Below are 15,025 nucleotides of genomic sequence, written 5' to 3' on the forward strand. Positions count from 1 at the left end.
ACCCGCCGCCGCGCGATCCCTCACGGCATCTGGCTCATGTCGTGCATGTCGCCGGGCATCATGTTGGCGTTGAGGTTGTACATGACCCACAGGGTGCCGCTCAGCGTGATCACCACCACCACCACGGTGAACATCAGGGCCATGAAGGTCCAGCCGCCCTCGGAGCGTGCGTTCATGTGGAGGAAGAAGATCATGTGGACCACGACCTGGACGGCCGCGAAGGCGACCACCAGGAAGCCGATCCAGGCCGTGCTCTCGAGCGGGCGCTCCATGACCAGCCAGAAGGGCACGGCGGTGAGCAGCACCGACAGGCCGAAGCCGGCCATGTAGCCCTTGAAGGAGCCGTGCGCCGCCTCGTCGTGGCCGTGATGGTCCGCGCGGTGCTGGTCGGCGATTTGGGTGTCGTTGGCCGGAGCGCTCATCGCAGCATCCCCAGAAGGTAGACGAAGGTGAAGACGCCGATCCAGATGACGTCCAGGAAGTGCCAGAACATGGACAGGCACATGAGGCGGCGCTGGTTGGCCTGGATCAGGCCCTTGCGGGAGACCTGGACCATCAGCGTCACGAGCCAGATCGAGCCGAAGAACACGTGCAGGCCGTGGGTGCCGACCAGCGCGAAGAAGGCCGACAGGAAGCCCGATCGCTGGGGCGTGGCGCCGATCTCGATGAGGTGGTGGAACTCGTAGAGCTCGATGCCGAGGAAGGCGGCGCCGAAGAGCCCCGTGACGCCCAGCCAGAGAAGCGTCGCGTTCCGGCGGCCCTTCGCCATCTCCAGCATCGCGAAGCCGTAGGTGATCGAGGAGAAGAGCAGCATCGCCGTGTTGAGGGCGACGAGCTCGAGGTCGAACAGGTCCTTGGGGCCGGGACCGGCGGCGTAGTTGCCGCCGATCACGCCGAAGGTGGCGAACAGGATCGCGAAGATGAGGCAATCGCTCATCAGGTAGATCCAGAAGCCGAGCATCGTGGAGCTGCCCTCCTCGTGATGCGGCTCCTCGGGGAGGTGGTAGACGACGTCTCCCTTGGCGTCGACGGTGGCGGCCGAGCTCATGCGCGCGCTCCCACCGCCAGGAGGTCGGTCCGGTGCTGCTCGGTGCGCGTCACCACGTCGGCCGGGATGTGGTAGTCCCGGTGGTAGTTGAACGTGTGGGCGATCGCCGTGCCCACGATGGCGACGAAGCTGAGAGCCGCCAGCCACCAGATGTACCAGATCATGGCGAAGGCGAAGGCCACGCTGAGAACCGACAGGACGACGCCCGTGCCCGTGCTGGACGGCATGTGGATCGGCCGGTAGCCGTCCAGCGGACGGTAGTAGCCGCGCGCCTTCATGTCGGCCCAGGCATCGCCGTCATGGACGACGGGCGTGAAGGCGAAGTTGTAGTCCGGGGGCGGCGAGGAGGTCGCCCATTCCAGCGTGCGCCCGCCCCACGGATCGCCCGTGAAGTCGCGCAGCTGGTCGCGGCGCCAGACCGAGACCGCGATCTGGACGAGAAGGGCCCCGATGCCCGCCGCGATCAGAAGCGCGCCGAGCGCCGCGATGACGAACCAGATCTGGAGCGAGGGGTCGTCGAACACCCGCATGCGGCGCGTCACGCCCATCAGGCCGAGCACGTAGAGCGGCATGAAGGCGACCCAGAAGCCGACCGTCCAGCACCAGAAGGAGACATGGCCCCAGAAGGCGTCGAGCTTGAAGCCGAAGGCCTTCGGCCACCAGTAGTTGATCGCCGCGAAGACGCCGAACAAAACGCCGCCGATGATGACGTTGTGGAAGTGCGCCACCAGGAACAGCGAGTTGTGCAGGACGAAGTCGGCCGGCGGCACGGCGAGCAGCACGCCCGTCATGCCGCCCACCACGAAGGTGAGCATGAAGGCGATCGTCCACATCATGGGCAGGTCGAAGCGAACGCGCCCGCGATACATGGTGAAGAGCCAGTTGAAGATCTTGGCGCCCGTCGGGATCGAGATGATCATCGTCGTGATGCCGAAGAACGAGTTCACGCTCGCGCCCGAGCCCATCGTGAAGAAGTGGTGGAGCCACACGAGGTAGGCGAGGATCGTGATCACGACGGTCGCGTAGACCATCGAGGTGTAGCCGAAGAGGCGCTTGGACGAGAAGGTCGAGGTGACCTCCGAGAAGACGCCGAACAGGGGCAGGATCAGGATGTAGACCTCCGGATGGCCCCAGATCCAGATGAGGTTGATGTACATCATCGAGTTGCCGCCGAGCTCGCTCGTGAAGAAGTTCGTTCCCACGTAGCGGTCGAGCGTCAGAAGGGTCAGGACGGCGGTCAGGACCGGGAAGGACGCCACGATCAGGATGTTCGTGCACAGCGACGTCCAGCAGAAGATCGGCATCTTCATCATGGTCATGCCGGGGGCGCGCATCTTGATGATCGTGCAGATCAGGTTGATGCCCGACAGGGTCGTGCCGACGCCCGCCACCTGCAGCGACCAGAGATAGTAGTCCACCCCGACATAGGGACTGGACCCGATCCCCGAGAGCGGCGGGAAGGCGAGCCAGCCGGTCTGGGCGAACTCGCCGATGAAGAGCGACATCATGATCACGACGGCGCCCGCCGCGGTCATCCAGAACGAGAAGTTGTTGAGGAAGGGGAACGACACGTCGCGCGCGCCGATCTGCAGCGGCACGACGTAGTTCATCAGGCCCGTGACGAAGGGCATCGCCACGAAGAAGATCATGATCACGCCGTGGGCAGTGAAGATCTGGTCGTAGTGATGGGCGTTCAGATAGCCTTCCGAGCCGTTGAAGGCGATCGCCTGCTGGGCGCGCATCATGATGGCGTCGGAGAAGCCGCGCAGGAACATCACGAGGCCGAGCACCATGTACATGATGCCGATCTTCTTGTGGTCGACGCTCGTGAACCACTCCTTCCAGAGGTAGCCCCAGAGCTTGTACTTGGTGATCAGGAACAGGACGGCGGCGCCGATCAGGGCGGTGCCGACGAAGGCGCCCACCACGATGGGCTCCTGGAGCGGGAAGGCCTGAAGCGTCAGGCGCCCGAAGATCGGGCTGACGGGGATGGGGGTTTCAATGGCCATGGGATCGGATCACAGCGAGCTGATGAGGTCGAGCGGCGCGGTGGCGCGGCTGATGACGGGGTCGTTGCCCGGCGCGGAGAACGGTTTGGGAAGGCCGAGGCCGAGGATCGCGCTGAAGCGGTCGCGAACCTCGTCGGCGGGGCGCTCGCGCAGGGCGGCGAGCGCCTCCTCCTCGGTGCAGATCGAGGCGACGAAGCGCGGCGCGGGACCGAGCACGGTCGCCGCCTTGGGCACGCCGGCGGCATCGACGACCGGCAGCGTGGCGCTGAGGCCGGCGAGACCCAGGCCGCCGCGCGCGTCGATCGCCATCATCTCGCTCATGCACATGCGGCCCGGCTCGGCGCACAGGTTGACCACCGCGTCGAAGAGCTTGGGATCGACCGAGGCGTAGCGCTGGACGGGGACGCCCTCGCTCGGCTCGGCGAGCTGGAGATAGGTGGTGCGGTCGAGCGCCTGGCCGCTCGCGCGCGCCTCGTTCACCCAGCTGTCGAAGCCGGCCTGGTCGAGGCCGTGGAACTTGAAGCGCATCTTGGAGAAGCCCGCCCCGCTGTAGTGCGACGAGAAGCCCTCGTAGGTGCCGGCGTGGTTGATGACGCCGTGCAGCGTCGTCTCCATGCCGGGCATGGCGTAGATCATGCCCGCCAGCGTCGGCACGTAGAAGGCGTTCATCACCGTGGAGGCGGTCAGCTTGAAGCGGATCGGCCGGTCCACCGGCGCCGCGAGGTCGTTGACCGTCGCGATGCCGTATTGCGGCATGATGAAGAGCCACTTCCAGTCGAGCGCCACGACCTCGACGTCGAGCGGCTCGACGTTCGCCTCGATCGGCCGGTCGGCGGCCACGCGCCCGAGCGGGCGGTAGGGATCGAGGAGGTGCGTGCCCATCCAGGTGAAGGCGCCGAGCGCGATGATGATCAGGAGCGGGATCGCCCAGATCACGAGCTCGAGGCGCGTCGAGTGGTCCCAGTCGGGATCGTAGTGCGCGGCCTTGTTGCCCGCGCGGTAGCGCCACGCGAACAGGACGGTCAGCACCATGACCGGGATGATGACGAGCAGCATCAGCCCGGTCGAGATCAGGATCAGGTCGCGCTGCTGGGCGGCGACGTCGCCGGCCGGCGCCATGACGACCATGTTGCAGCCGGCCAGGGGCAGGAGCAGGAGGCCGGCGAGGGGAGCGCCGAGGCGCTTCAAGACGGATCTGTGGCGAGCTTGGGTCATGAGGGCGCGCTAAACCTCCTTGCTGCGCTGCGACATTGGACAATTTGCCCAATGCCACGGGTCGATCCACCCGCGTGATAAGCTATCTGGATACAGATACCGTTTTTCGCGACCCGGCACGTCCGGGCTCGGACCGCGATGGATGATATGACGCACACAGAAGCCTCCGCCGAGCGCGACGCCCGGCTCATCAACGCACGGCACCACGGGGACGTGCGCTCCGGCGACATCGCGATCGGCGTGATCATAGGGCGAACGTCGGAGTTCTTCGACTTCTTCGTCTATGCCATCGCGTCGGTGATCGTGTTCCCGCGCCTGGTCTTCCCGTTCGTCGACCCCGTCACCGGCACGCTCTACTCCTTCACCATCTTCGCGCTGGCCTTCGCGGCCCGCCCGCTCGGCACCTCGATCTTCAACGCGATCGACCGCACCTACGGGCGCAGCGCCAAGCTCTCGCTCGCGCTCTTCATGCTCGGCACCTCGACGGTGGCGATCGGCTTCCTGCCGAGCTACGAGCGCATCGGCCTGTGGGCGGCCGCCGTGCTCACGGCGCTGCGCGTCCTCCAGGGCATCGCGGTGGCCGGCACGTGGGACGGCCTCGCGCCGCTGCTCGCGCTTAACGCGCCCAAGGAGAAGCGAGGCTGGTACGCCATGATCCCGCAGCTCGGCGCGGCGATCGGACTTCTTGTCGCAAGTCTCCTCTTCGCCTTCTTCGTCGGCAACCTGTCGGCGGCCGACTTCTACGACTGGGGCTGGCGCTACCCCTTCTTCGTCGCCTTCGCGATCAACGTCGTGGCGCTGTTCGCGCGCCTGCGCATCGTGGTGACGCCGGAATACACGCGTCTCTACGACGAGCGCGAGCTGAAGCCCGTGCGCATCCGCGAGACGCTCCGCGCGCAGGGCCGCACGGTTCTGACGGGCGCCTTCGCGCCGCTCGCCAGCTTCGCGCTGTTCCACATGGTGACCGTGTTCCCGCTGTCCTGGGTGTTCCTCTACACGCGGGAGGCGCCGTCGCGCTTCCTGCTCCTGGAGAGCGTGGGCGCCGTCGTCTTCATGATCTCCATCATGGTATCGGGCCGCCTGTCGGACCGCTTCGGGCGGGCCCGTCTCCTTCAGGCCTGCGCGGTCGCGATCGCGGTGTTCAGCGGCTTCGCGCCGCAGCTCCTCGACGCGGGCTTGGCGGGCGAGACCTTCTTCATGCTGTCGGGCTTCGTGCTGCTCGGGCTGTCGTTCGGCCAGTCCTCGGGCGCGGTCGCCTCGAACTTCCAGCCGCACTACCGCTACACGGGATCGGCGCTGACCTCGGACCTCGCCTGGATCTTCGGCGCGGGCCTCGCCCCGCTGGCGGGCCTCGTGCTGGCCTCGCAGTTCGGCCTCCTGTCGGCGGGCGCCTATCTCCTGTCGGGCGCGATCTGCACGCTGGTGGCGCTGCGCTTCGCCTCGCGCCGCAACGACATGGAGGTCTGAGCGGCGGCGGCGCCTAGCGGCGCCGCGCGAGCCCTGCGGCCCCGAGCGCCACCGCCAGCACGAGGGCATCCTCCGCCGCGCCGCTCGGCCCCTGGCCGGCATGGCGCAGGGCGCGCATCCGCGCCCGGAAGGTAAGATGCGCGGCGATGAGGGCCGTCGCCGCGCCGAGAACCGCGCCGAGGTCCTGCTCGCGCCGGGGCGCGAGCGCCGCGCCCGCCACCAGTCCCGTCACGAGCCGCGCCGCCATGCCGGGAAGGACCGTGCGGTCGGGGGCCGAGCGCATCTTGTCGCCGAGCATCTCGCCCACGGCCAACAGCGTCGCGCCCGCCACCACGGCGTCGCCCGCGAGAAGCCGCGCGAGGGGGCCCCGGTTCGGCAGCTCGCCGCGCCGCGCGAGCCAGGCCGATACGGCCAGCGGCGTCATGGACCGCGCGCCCGCCGCCACTCCCATGAGGATCGAGGGTATCATCCGTCCCGGTGCTCCGCCGTTGTCGATCCGTCGCAACGGACGGCAGGCCTGCGGGTTGCGCCCGGCGGCCAGGCTCCGCGCCCTGCGTGTCGCAGAGCGAGCGCCCGGACTGGACGATTGCCTTACGCCGTCGCCTCCGAGGGCGGCTCGACGGCAAGGACGGTGAGCGTCTGGCGCCTGCCTGCCCGGTTCGCCCAGATGATGGACTGTCCCGGACGCAGTCCGATCAGCGCGGTGCCGATGGGCGTCATGATCGACACGCGCCCCTTCGAGATGTCCGCGGCCGCCGGATAGACCAGCGTGACGCGGCGCTCGGTGCCGTCCTCCTGTCGGTACAGGACAGTCGAGTTCATGCGGATCACGTGGGGCTTGGCCGCCGTTTGCGTGACGACGCGCGCCCGGTCGAGTTCGCGCAACAGTTCCTCGGCGACCTCCGGCAGGGCGTCGAGGGCGGCGCTGGCGATGCGCGAAAGGCTTTCGAACTCGGGCTCGGTCAGGGTGATGGCGGGCAGGCGGCTGGCAAGGGTCTGTCGCATGGATACGATCCGGTGATCACGCGGCCGCGCGCACTGCGGCGGGCGCAGCGGGCGAGAGCATGCAGGCGCGCCACGGCGGCATGGCGCGTTGGCGTCGATGAAGAAGGAAGGCGACGTGATCGAGGGCCCCAGCATCGGGGCACGAGGCAACCGAACGCTGGGGCTAGAACGGTGCGGCCGGGGTCACCCGGGCGCTGAGCGCTTTGCGAAGGTCGATCATGGTCATCCCCTCAGCTTGCCGATTCCGCCGGCGAAGTCAAATGCGGGGCGTATCCTCTGTCAGGCGGCGGGATCGTAGCCGCCGTCTGTGCGGCGGGCGAGGCGCGGCGAGCGAAGTGCGGCGATGACCGGCAGTCCGGGCGCAAGGGCTTCGACGGGCTCGCGCCAGCGCTCGCCCTGCAGCATCGCGGCGGCGATCGCGACCGGGCGGCAGCCGGCGGCGCCGAGAAGCCGCAGCGCCGCGCAGATCGAGGCGCCGGTGCTCAGAACGTCGTCCACGAGGAGGACGCGCCGGTTCTTCAAGAGCGGCAGCATGCGAGGGTCGAGAAAGAGCGTCTTGCCGGCGGCGGGGCTGGTGATCGAGCGCATCGGCTGGCTCAGAGCCTCGTCGTACCAGAACTTGCGCGAGGTCCCGAGCGCCACCATCCGCGCGTGGCCGAGCCGGCGCGCGACCCCGTTCGCGAGCGGCAGGCCGAGCGTCGGAACGCCCACCACCACCTCCGGCGAGACGGGGGCGGCGAGCTGCGCCATCGCCTCGACGAGCGCGTCCTCCACGCGGAAGCTCGCCTGGTTCACGATCAGCGAGGCGACCGCCTGCGCGCCGTCGCCGGGCAGGGCGCGGATCGGCAGCAGGAGCCGTCGCCCGTCGGGAAGGCAGGCGGGATAGGCGCCGCGATAGCCGCCTGCCGGGGCGTCCCCGTCGACGTCGGGTGGAAGGAGATCCTGCCAGAACTGGTGCGGTTCGGGAGCGTCGCGGCTCGATAAGGGGGCGGACAGGGCTTGCTCTCCGGCGGTCGATTGGCTGCAAGGGATTAGCGATTCCATTGCGAGGGGACCAGTCATGTCGGACAGCGACCGGGACGGCTACGAGATTGAGGCGATGACGGCCCTCCGGCGCGACCTCCACGCCCATCCCGAGCTCGGCTTCGAGGAGCACCGTACGAGCGCCATCGTCGCGGAACAGCTGGAGGCGGCGGGGATCGCGGTCACGCGCGGCCTCGGCCGAACGGGCGTCGTCGGCACCCTTCGGGCGGGCGAGGGAACGCGCGCCGTCATGCTGCGGGCCGACATGGACGCGCTCGCCATGCCGGAGATCGGGACGCCGCCCTGGCGCTCCACCGCCGAGAACCGCATGCATGCCTGCGGCCACGACGGGCACACGGCGATGCTGCTCGCCGCCGCTCGGCATCTCGCCCGAACGCGCGGCTTTTCGGGCACCGTGCATTTCGTGTTCCAGCCCGCCGAGGAGGGGCGGGGCGGTGCGAAGGCGATGGTCGAGGACGGCTTGTTCGAGCGCTTTCCCGTGGCGCGCGCCTTCGGTCTCCACAACATGCCGGGGCTGGATGTGGACGAGATGGCGGTGGTGGCCGGGCCGCAGCTTGCCTCGTCCGACAGCTGGACCGTCGCCTTCCGAGGCGTCGGCACGCACGGCGCCAAGCCCCATCTCGGGCGCGACGCGGTGACGGCCGCCGCGCAGTTCCTCATGGCCCTTCACACGATCGTCGCGCGGCGCATCGATCCGCTCCAGCCCGCCGTCGTCAGCGCCTGCGCGCTGGAGGGCGGGGACTTCCATGCTCTCAACGTCATCCCGGACGAGGTGCGGATCGGCGGCACGGCGCGCGCTTATGATCGCGGGGTGCGCGACCAGCTGGAAGCCGAGATCGGCCAACTGGCGCAAGGGGTCGCCACCACCTTCGGCATCGCGGCGGACTACCGCTTCATCCGCCGCATCCCGCCGGTGGTCAACGAGCGCGAGGCGACAGCATCGGCGCTGGAGGCTGCGCGCGTCGCCACCGGCGGGCGCGTTCGCACCGAGTTCCCGCCGTCAACGGCCGGCGACGACTTCGCCTTCTTCGGCTGCGTTCCCGCGGCCTACGTCTGGCTCGGCAACGGTCCCGCGGTGGACGGGGCGCTCCACCACAACTCGGCCTACGACTTCAACGACGGGGCGCTCCCGACCGGTGCGCGCTTCTGGACCGCGCTGGTGAAGCGCGAGCTGCCGATCTAGCGAAGGCTCTCCACGAGAAGCGTCAGCGCCGCCTCGCCGTCCGCACCGAGCGCGACCCGCACCGGATGGCCGGCCGGATCGACGTGAAGGCGTCCGGCGTCCGGTCCCTCTGAAAGATCCACGCGGAGACGGAGCGTCTGCGCCGGAAAGAGGTCGGGGCGCAGGAGAAGAAGCGGCACGCACGGGTCGTGCAGCGGCCGGCTCTCCCGTGTCGCGGCATCGAGGAAGTAGGCCCGGATGATCTCGCCCGCCTTCTGACCCAGCGGCGAGGCGACGGCGAGAAGCGACGCCACGGTGTCGCGCGACGCCCTCACGCGGCGCGTGGCGTCGAGCGGCACGAGCGTCAGGTCGAGCGCCGCGCGCAGCACCGCGTCGGCGGCTTCCGGGTCGAAGGCAAGGTTGAACTCCGACATCGGCCCGACATTGCCGGGTTCGCGGATCGTCCCGCCCATGGCGACGACGCGCCCGATCCGGCGGGCGGCGTCGGGCGCGGTCCGGATCAGATGGGCGAGATTGGTGAGCGGTCCGAGGCAGAGAAGCGTCAGCGAGCCCGCCGGCTCGGCGCGCAGCATCTCGGCAAGAAAATGGACGGCCGATCCCGTGCGCGCGGGAACGGGGACCGGCAAGGCGACGCCCCCGAGCCCGTCCGCGCCGTGGATCGCCGCCTCGTCGACGCCCGCCCGCATCAGAGGCGCGCCGGCGCCGGCATGAAGCGGCACGTCGTGCCGTCCGGCGAGCGCCAGAAGCGCCCCGGCATTGGCCGTGGTGCGCTCCAGGCCGATATTGCCGGCCAGCGTGGTCACGCCGCGCAGCGCGAAGCCGGGATGGGCGAGGACGAGAAGGATCGCCAGCGCATCGTCGAGGCCAGGATCGGTGTCGACGAGAACGGGAAGGCGCGTCACGACGCGGCCCCCTCGTCGATGCGCCGCATCTCGGCCCCGAAGGCGAGCGCGATCTGTCGCGCGTCCGCGACGGCCTTCGCCTCGTCCACGGTTTCCAGCACGCGGTCCCGCATCAGCCAGCGCCCCGCGACCATGGTCGCACGGATGTCGGCCGGCTGAGCCGCAAAGACCAAGGCGGCGTGCGTGTCGTAAATCGGCTGAAGACGCGCGGCCGAGAGGTCGACCCGTAGGAGGTCGGCCTGCTTGCCCGGCTCCAGCGAGCCGATGCGCTCCCCCAGCCCGAGCGCGCGGGCGCCCTCAAGGGTTGCCATGCGTACGACCTCGCGGGCGGGCAGGGGCCTGCGTGAGCCGGCGAGCAGCTTGGCGAACATCGAGACGGGCGCAAGCTGCGCGAAGAGGTCGAGCGTGTTGCCGCTCATCGGCCCGTCCGTGCCGATGCCGACCGGGATGCCCGCCGCGCGCAGCCGCTCCACCGGCGCGATGCCGCGCCCCGCCTTGCCGTTGGAGCGCGGGTTGGTGGCCGCGCGCACGCCATTCTCGGCGAGAAGCGCGATGTCGCGCTCGTTCACGTGGATGACGTGGGCGCCGAGGAGGTTCGCCCGGAGCACGCCGGTCGGCGCGATCGCCTCGACCGGCGAGGCGCCGTGGTTCTCGCGCGCCCAGCGCACCTCCAGATCGCTTTCGGCCAGATGCATCTGCACGGGCAGTGCCGGATGGTCGGCGCTCCACCGCGCGACGCGCTCCAGCGTCGCGAGCCCTGTGGAGTAGGGCGCGTGGGGTGCGAGCGAGGGGGTGACGAGCGGATGCGCCTCGAACTCGGCGACGAGCTTCGCGACGCGCCGCCAGCCCGCCTCCATGTCGGCATGGTCGGGGGCGGCGAAGTCCGCGATGGTCTGCCCGACCACGCCGCGCAAACCGGCGCCGCCAAGGACACGGCCAACTTCATCCTCGAAGTAATACATGTCGGCCAGCGTGGTGACGCCGCCCCGGATGCTCTCGGCTGCCGCCAGCGCCGTTCCTGCGCGCACGACCTCGGCGGTCACGAAGCGGCGCTCCAGCGGCAGGATGTAGCGGTAGAGACGGTCGTCGATGTCCTCGGCCAGACCCCGGAACAAGGTCATGGCAAGATGGGCGTGCGCGTTGACGAAGCCCGGCATGACGAGGTCGCCCGCGCAGTCGACGCGCTCGGCCTCCGTGTCCGGCGGCGCCTCGCCGGACCCGAGCGCGCGGATCGTGTCGCCTTCGACCAGCAGCCAGCCGCGCTCGATCTCGCGGCCCGCCGCATCCATCGTGAGGATGCGGGCGCCGTGAAGAAGCGTTGCGCTCACGCGCTCGCCGGCAGGATGGCGCATTGCTCGAGACGCGGCACGAGGCGGGCGCGGGTGCCGGGCTCCAGCGGTCGGTCGAGCGCGCCGTTCGCGAGCAGCGGACCGGCCGCCGTCGCGCACTGGTACTGGTAGGCGCGCCCGAGATAGGTGCGCAGCCCGAGATCGGCGGGCAGGCCCTCGCCCTCGCCGGTCTCGACGCCGAGCCCTTCCGGGCGGGTGGCGAGCACGAAGCGGTCCGGGATCGCGCCGAGGCGCTCGGGATCGAGATGAAGCGTGCCGCCGTCGGCGGTGCGCGCCACGACCTCGCGCTCGCGCCGCTCGGCGACCTGCATGGGGATGAGGTTCTCGAAGCCGACGAAGCGGGCGACGAAGCTGTCCACCGGCCGGCTGTAGAGCACCTCCGGCCGGTCGAGCTGGAGGATGCGCCCGTCGCGCATGATCGCCACGCGATCCGAAATCGAGAAGGCCTCCTCCTGGTCGTGCGTGACGTAGAGGGCCGTCGTGCCGTTGGCGCGCTGGAGGGCGCGGATCTCGACGCGCATGTCGACGCGCAGTTTGGCATCGAGGTTCGACAGGGGCTCGTCGAACATCAGGAGCGGGGGCTCGATCACCAGCGCGCGGGCGAGCGCGACGCGCTGCTTCTGCCCGCCCGACAAGGCGGCCGGCATGCGGCTGGCAAAGGCCGACAGACCGACGCGCTCCAGCATGGCCGATGTGCGCCGCTCGCGCTCCGCCTTATCGACGCCGCGCTGCTTCAGGCCGTAGGCGACGTTGGAGGCCACATCGAGATGGGGAAACAGGGCGTAGTTCTGGAACACGAGGCCGATGTCGCGCCGGTGGGCCGGCAGGCGTGTCAGGTCGCGGTTTCCCAGCCGGATCTCGCCGGCGCTCGGCTCGAGGAAGCCCGCGACGAGGCGCAGCGTCGTGGTCTTGCCGCAGCCCGACGCGCCGAGCAGCGAGACGAGCTCGCCCTCGGCCACCTCCAGCGAGAGGTCCTTGAGGACGGTGGTCGCGCCGTAGCGCGCCGAGACGTTCCGGATGGACAGCGGCTGGGCCAAGATGAAAACCCTTACTTGGCGAGGACGGTGAGGCCGAGCGTGCGCTCCACGACGGCCATGACCGCGACGGTGAGCGCCATCAGGAGAACCGAGACCGAGGCGATCGTCGGGTCGAAGAACTGCTCGACATGGGCGAGGATCTGGATCGGCAGGGTGGAGATGCCCGGTCCCGTCAGGAAGATCGAGATCGACACGTCGTTGATCGAGGTGATGAAGGCGAGGATGAAGGCCGCCATCACGGCGGGCCTGACGTTCGGCAGGACGATCGTTCCGAAGGCCTTCAGCGGCGGCGTTCCGAGGCTGATCGCCGCCTCCTCGATCGCGAAGTCGAAGGAGGCAAGGCTCGCCCCCACGATCCGCACGATATAGGGCAGCACCAGGAGCGTGTGTCCCAGAAGCAGCGACAGGAAGATCGGCGCCTCCAGCCCGACCGCGAGGCTGCGCAGGAGCGAGAAGCCGAGCACGAGCTCGGGAACCAGTACCGGCAGGACGAAGAGCGTCGAGAGCCACGAGGGCAGGGCGATGCGGTAGCGGTTCATCGCATAGGCCGCCGGCACGCCGATCAGGAGCGCCAGCGCGGTCGCGAGAAACGCGATCTGCAGGCTGGTGACGATCGTGCGCCGGAAGGCCGCGATCGCGAAGATGTTCTCGAACCAGCGCAGGGAGAGGCCCTGCGGCGGGAAGGTGAGGTAGGTGGTATCGCTGAGCGAGGCGCCCACCACGATCACGAGGGGGCCGAGCAGGAACAGGAAGACCAGCGCCGTGAAGACGGCGAGAAGCGGATGGATGCGGCGGGTCATCGGCTCACACCGCCGCCGGATTGAGGCGCCGGGCGAGGCGCGTCATCAGGAGGACGACAAGAAGCGTGATCACCAGCATGATCGCGGCGATGGTCGAGGCCGCGGTCCAGTCGAAGCGCACCATGGCCTGCTGGTACATCAGCGTTCCCATCATCATCTGCTGCTCGCCGCCCAAAAGCTGCGGGGTCGCATAGGCGGTGAAGGATCCCGTGAAGACGAGGACCGCCCCCACGATGAGGCCCGGCACGGCGAGCGGCAGCGTGACCCCGAAGAAGGTCGAGAGCGGCTTGGCCCCCAGCGAGGCGGAGGCCTGCACCACGTCGTCGGGAATCTGCTCGAAGACGCCGACCATGGTGAGGATCATCAGCGGCACGAAGAGATAGACCATCGCCGCGATCACCGACCCTTGCGTGTAGAGAAGGCTGAGCGGCCGCTCCAGAAGGCCGAGGCGCAGGAGCGTGTCGTTCAGGATGCCGTTCTTGCCGAGGATGATGAGCCAGGCGAACGAGCGCACGACGACGCCGGTGAGAAGCGGAAACACCGCCGCCACGACGAGCAGCGACTTCAGCCAGGGCGGACAGCGCGACACGGCGTAGGCGGCGAGGAAGCCGATCACGAGCGAGATCAGTGTGGTGATGCAGGCCACCTGCAGCGTGCGCCACACGACCCGCCGCCGGTAGCCGCTCGAGAAGAAGGCGAGGTAGGGCGCCAGCGGCCCGTCCGGCCCCGTCAGCGTCGCAAGGAGCGTCAGGAGCACCGGGACGACGAGGATCGCGACCAGGAACAGGGTTCCGGGAGAGGCGAGGAGCCAGCCGCTGAAGCGCTTCATCGGGTTCGTCTCAGCCGCCGAAGATCTCGTTCCAGCGGTCGATCCAGTCGTTCTTGGCCGCGTTCAGCTTGGCGTAGTCGAGCACCTGAAGCTTCGACACGACGTCGGCGCCGTAGGTCCAGAGCCGCGCCTGCTCGGGCGTCAGCTGGGCAGCCTTGGCGGCGGGCGCGTCGACGCCTTCCGCCGCGAGCTTCTGCTGGATCTCGGGCGAGAGGATGAAGTTGATGTACTGGAGCGCCAGCTCCGGCTCGGCCGCGCCCTTGGGAATGTTCACCGTGTTGACGGTGGCGATCGCGCCTTCTTTCAGGTCCGCCCAGGCGGCGGTCGGGACGGCGGCCTGGATCTGGCCGAGCGTGAAGTCCTGCGCGACGGCCGCCGACACCTCGCCGGTGGAGAAGAGATTGATCATCTCGGAGCCGGTATTGTAGGTCTTCACGACGTTGGGCTTCAGCGCGTCCACCGCCTCGAACGCCGCGTCGGGATTGTCGAACGCGTCCTCGCCTGCATGGTCGCCGGCCTTCAGCACCACCATCGGGCCTGCGGTGGTCGTGATGCCGGGCAGCGTGAGACTCGCCGCCATGTCCTCGCGCCATAGGTCGTTCCACGAGGTGATCGGCGTGGTCACGCGCGCCGTGTCGTAGACGATGCCGACGCGCCCGATCGTGTAGGCCGGGCCAAAGGGGCCCTGCGGCGCCTTGGCGAGATCATAGAGCCCCTCGATGTTGGGCACCTTCGCGCGGTCGATCTCCCGGAACAGCCCCTCCGTGACGCCGATCTGGGAGAAGGAGTCGGAGAAGTAGGCGACGTCGACGCCCGCCCCGCCGCGAATTCGGATCTTGGCGAGGCGGTCGGCGTTGTTGCCGGTCTCGAAGACGATGTCGCAGCCGCACTGCTGCTTGAACGGCTGGATCACGATCTGGTCCAGCTTCTCGCCGTTGAAACCCCACCAGGAGATCGTCAGGGTCTTCGCCTGCGCCGCGCCGGCGGTGAGCGCCAGCATCGCGGATGCGGCGAGAGCCAGACGAAGGGGCGTGCGGATCATGGCGGGTCTCCGGGGAGGGCGGCGAGGCGCGGGACGCTCAGGGTCGCGAACGGACTAGCGTATTTTTTCCGCAAAGGACAAGCCTGTCGCGTTAT

At 69.3% G+C, this 15,025-nt stretch carries 15 protein-coding genes; 2 read left to right on the forward strand and 13 right to left on the reverse strand.

Features of this window, described 5'->3' with window-relative positions:
* Positions 1–20: 20 nt before the first annotated feature.
* The 4 genes from cyoD to cyoA are packed head-to-tail and all read right to left on the reverse strand — an operon-like array spanning position 21 to position 4,272.
* Positions 21–422: a cytochrome o ubiquinol oxidase subunit IV gene (cyoD, locus tag AUL35_RS11650; RefSeq protein ID WP_062014959.1), complete on the reverse strand. Its 402-nt coding sequence runs from the start codon at positions 420–422 to the stop codon at positions 21–23.
* Positions 419–1,048, reverse strand: coding sequence for a cytochrome o ubiquinol oxidase subunit III (gene cyoC / locus AUL35_RS11655; RefSeq protein ID WP_062014961.1), 630 nt, complete (start codon positions 1,046–1,048; stop codon positions 419–421). The genes cyoD and cyoC overlap by 4 nt, the downstream gene beginning before the upstream one ends.
* Positions 1,045–3,057: a cytochrome o ubiquinol oxidase subunit I gene (gene cyoB / locus AUL35_RS11660; RefSeq protein ID WP_062014963.1), complete on the reverse strand. Its 2,013-nt coding sequence runs from the start codon at positions 3,055–3,057 to the stop codon at positions 1,045–1,047. The genes cyoC and cyoB overlap by 4 nt, the downstream gene beginning before the upstream one ends.
* 9 nt (positions 3,058–3,066) lie before the next feature.
* Positions 3,067–4,272, reverse strand: a complete 1,206-nt coding sequence (gene cyoA / locus AUL35_RS11665; RefSeq protein ID WP_062014965.1) for a ubiquinol oxidase subunit II — start codon at positions 4,270–4,272, stop codon at positions 3,067–3,069.
* Between the two features lie 147 nt (positions 4,273–4,419).
* Between cyoA and AUL35_RS11670 the strand changes: the two genes are divergently transcribed.
* Entirely contained in the window at positions 4,420–5,739 is a 1,320-nt protein-coding gene (locus tag AUL35_RS11670) for an MFS transporter (protein ID WP_062014967.1), read from the forward strand.
* A 13-nt stretch (positions 5,740–5,752) separates the two neighbouring features.
* On the opposite strand, the gene AUL35_RS11675 is transcribed toward AUL35_RS11670, so the two are convergent.
* The 3 genes from AUL35_RS11675 to AUL35_RS11685 all read right to left on the reverse strand — a co-directional run bounded on the left by AUL35_RS11675 (position 5,753) and on the right by AUL35_RS11685 (position 7,788).
* A complete protein-coding gene (locus tag AUL35_RS11675) occupies positions 5,753–6,208 on the reverse strand; it encodes a hypothetical protein (RefSeq protein ID WP_062014969.1) in 456 nt (151 codons plus the stop codon).
* A gap of 122 nt (positions 6,209–6,330) precedes the next feature.
* Positions 6,331–6,744 (reverse strand): nucleoside diphosphate kinase regulator, encoded by a 414-nt coding sequence (rnk, locus tag AUL35_RS11680; protein WP_062014971.1) that lies wholly within the window; start codon positions 6,742–6,744, stop codon positions 6,331–6,333.
* 279 nt (positions 6,745–7,023) lie between these two features.
* Entirely contained in the window at positions 7,024–7,788 is a 765-nt protein-coding gene (locus AUL35_RS11685; protein ID WP_082666281.1) for a phosphoribosyltransferase, read from the reverse strand.
* A gap of 16 nt (positions 7,789–7,804) precedes the next feature.
* Between AUL35_RS11685 and AUL35_RS11690 the strand changes: the two genes are divergently transcribed.
* A complete protein-coding gene (locus tag AUL35_RS11690) occupies positions 7,805–8,971 on the forward strand; it encodes a M20 aminoacylase family protein (protein ID WP_062014973.1) in 1,167 nt (388 codons plus the stop codon).
* Here AUL35_RS11690 and AUL35_RS11695 read toward each other — a convergent pair.
* The 6 genes from AUL35_RS11695 to AUL35_RS11720 are packed head-to-tail and all read right to left on the reverse strand — an operon-like array spanning position 8,968 to position 14,930.
* Complete coding sequence (locus AUL35_RS11695) at positions 8,968–9,873, reverse strand: nucleoside hydrolase (RefSeq protein ID WP_062014975.1); 906 nt, start codon at positions 9,871–9,873, stop codon at positions 8,968–8,970. The two genes, AUL35_RS11690 and AUL35_RS11695, sit on opposite strands and share 4 nt — an antisense overlap.
* Positions 9,870–11,201, reverse strand: a complete 1,332-nt coding sequence (locus tag AUL35_RS11700) for an amidohydrolase family protein (RefSeq protein WP_244493751.1) — start codon at positions 11,199–11,201, stop codon at positions 9,870–9,872. The genes AUL35_RS11695 and AUL35_RS11700 overlap by 4 nt, the downstream gene beginning before the upstream one ends.
* On the reverse strand, positions 11,198–12,259 hold the full coding sequence (locus AUL35_RS11705; RefSeq protein WP_062014977.1) for an ABC transporter ATP-binding protein: 1,062 nt from the start codon (positions 12,257–12,259) through the stop codon (positions 11,198–11,200). Before AUL35_RS11705 ends, AUL35_RS11700 begins: the two co-directional genes overlap by 4 nt.
* An 11-nt stretch (positions 12,260–12,270) precedes the next feature.
* Positions 12,271–13,059: an ABC transporter permease gene (locus AUL35_RS11710; RefSeq protein ID WP_062014979.1), complete on the reverse strand. Its 789-nt coding sequence runs from the start codon at positions 13,057–13,059 to the stop codon at positions 12,271–12,273.
* A 4-nt stretch (positions 13,060–13,063) separates the two neighbouring features.
* Positions 13,064–13,888: an ABC transporter permease gene (locus AUL35_RS11715; protein ID WP_062014981.1), complete on the reverse strand. Its 825-nt coding sequence runs from the start codon at positions 13,886–13,888 to the stop codon at positions 13,064–13,066.
* 10 nt (positions 13,889–13,898) lie between these two features.
* Positions 13,899–14,930 (reverse strand): PotD/PotF family extracellular solute-binding protein, encoded by a 1,032-nt coding sequence (locus AUL35_RS11720; protein ID WP_062014983.1) that lies wholly within the window; start codon positions 14,928–14,930, stop codon positions 13,899–13,901.
* Between the last annotated feature and the right edge of the window lie 95 nt (positions 14,931–15,025).

It is taken from the genome of Aureimonas sp. AU4 (genome assembly GCF_001463765.1).
Lineage (GTDB): Bacteria > Pseudomonadota > Alphaproteobacteria > Rhizobiales > Rhizobiaceae > Aureimonas.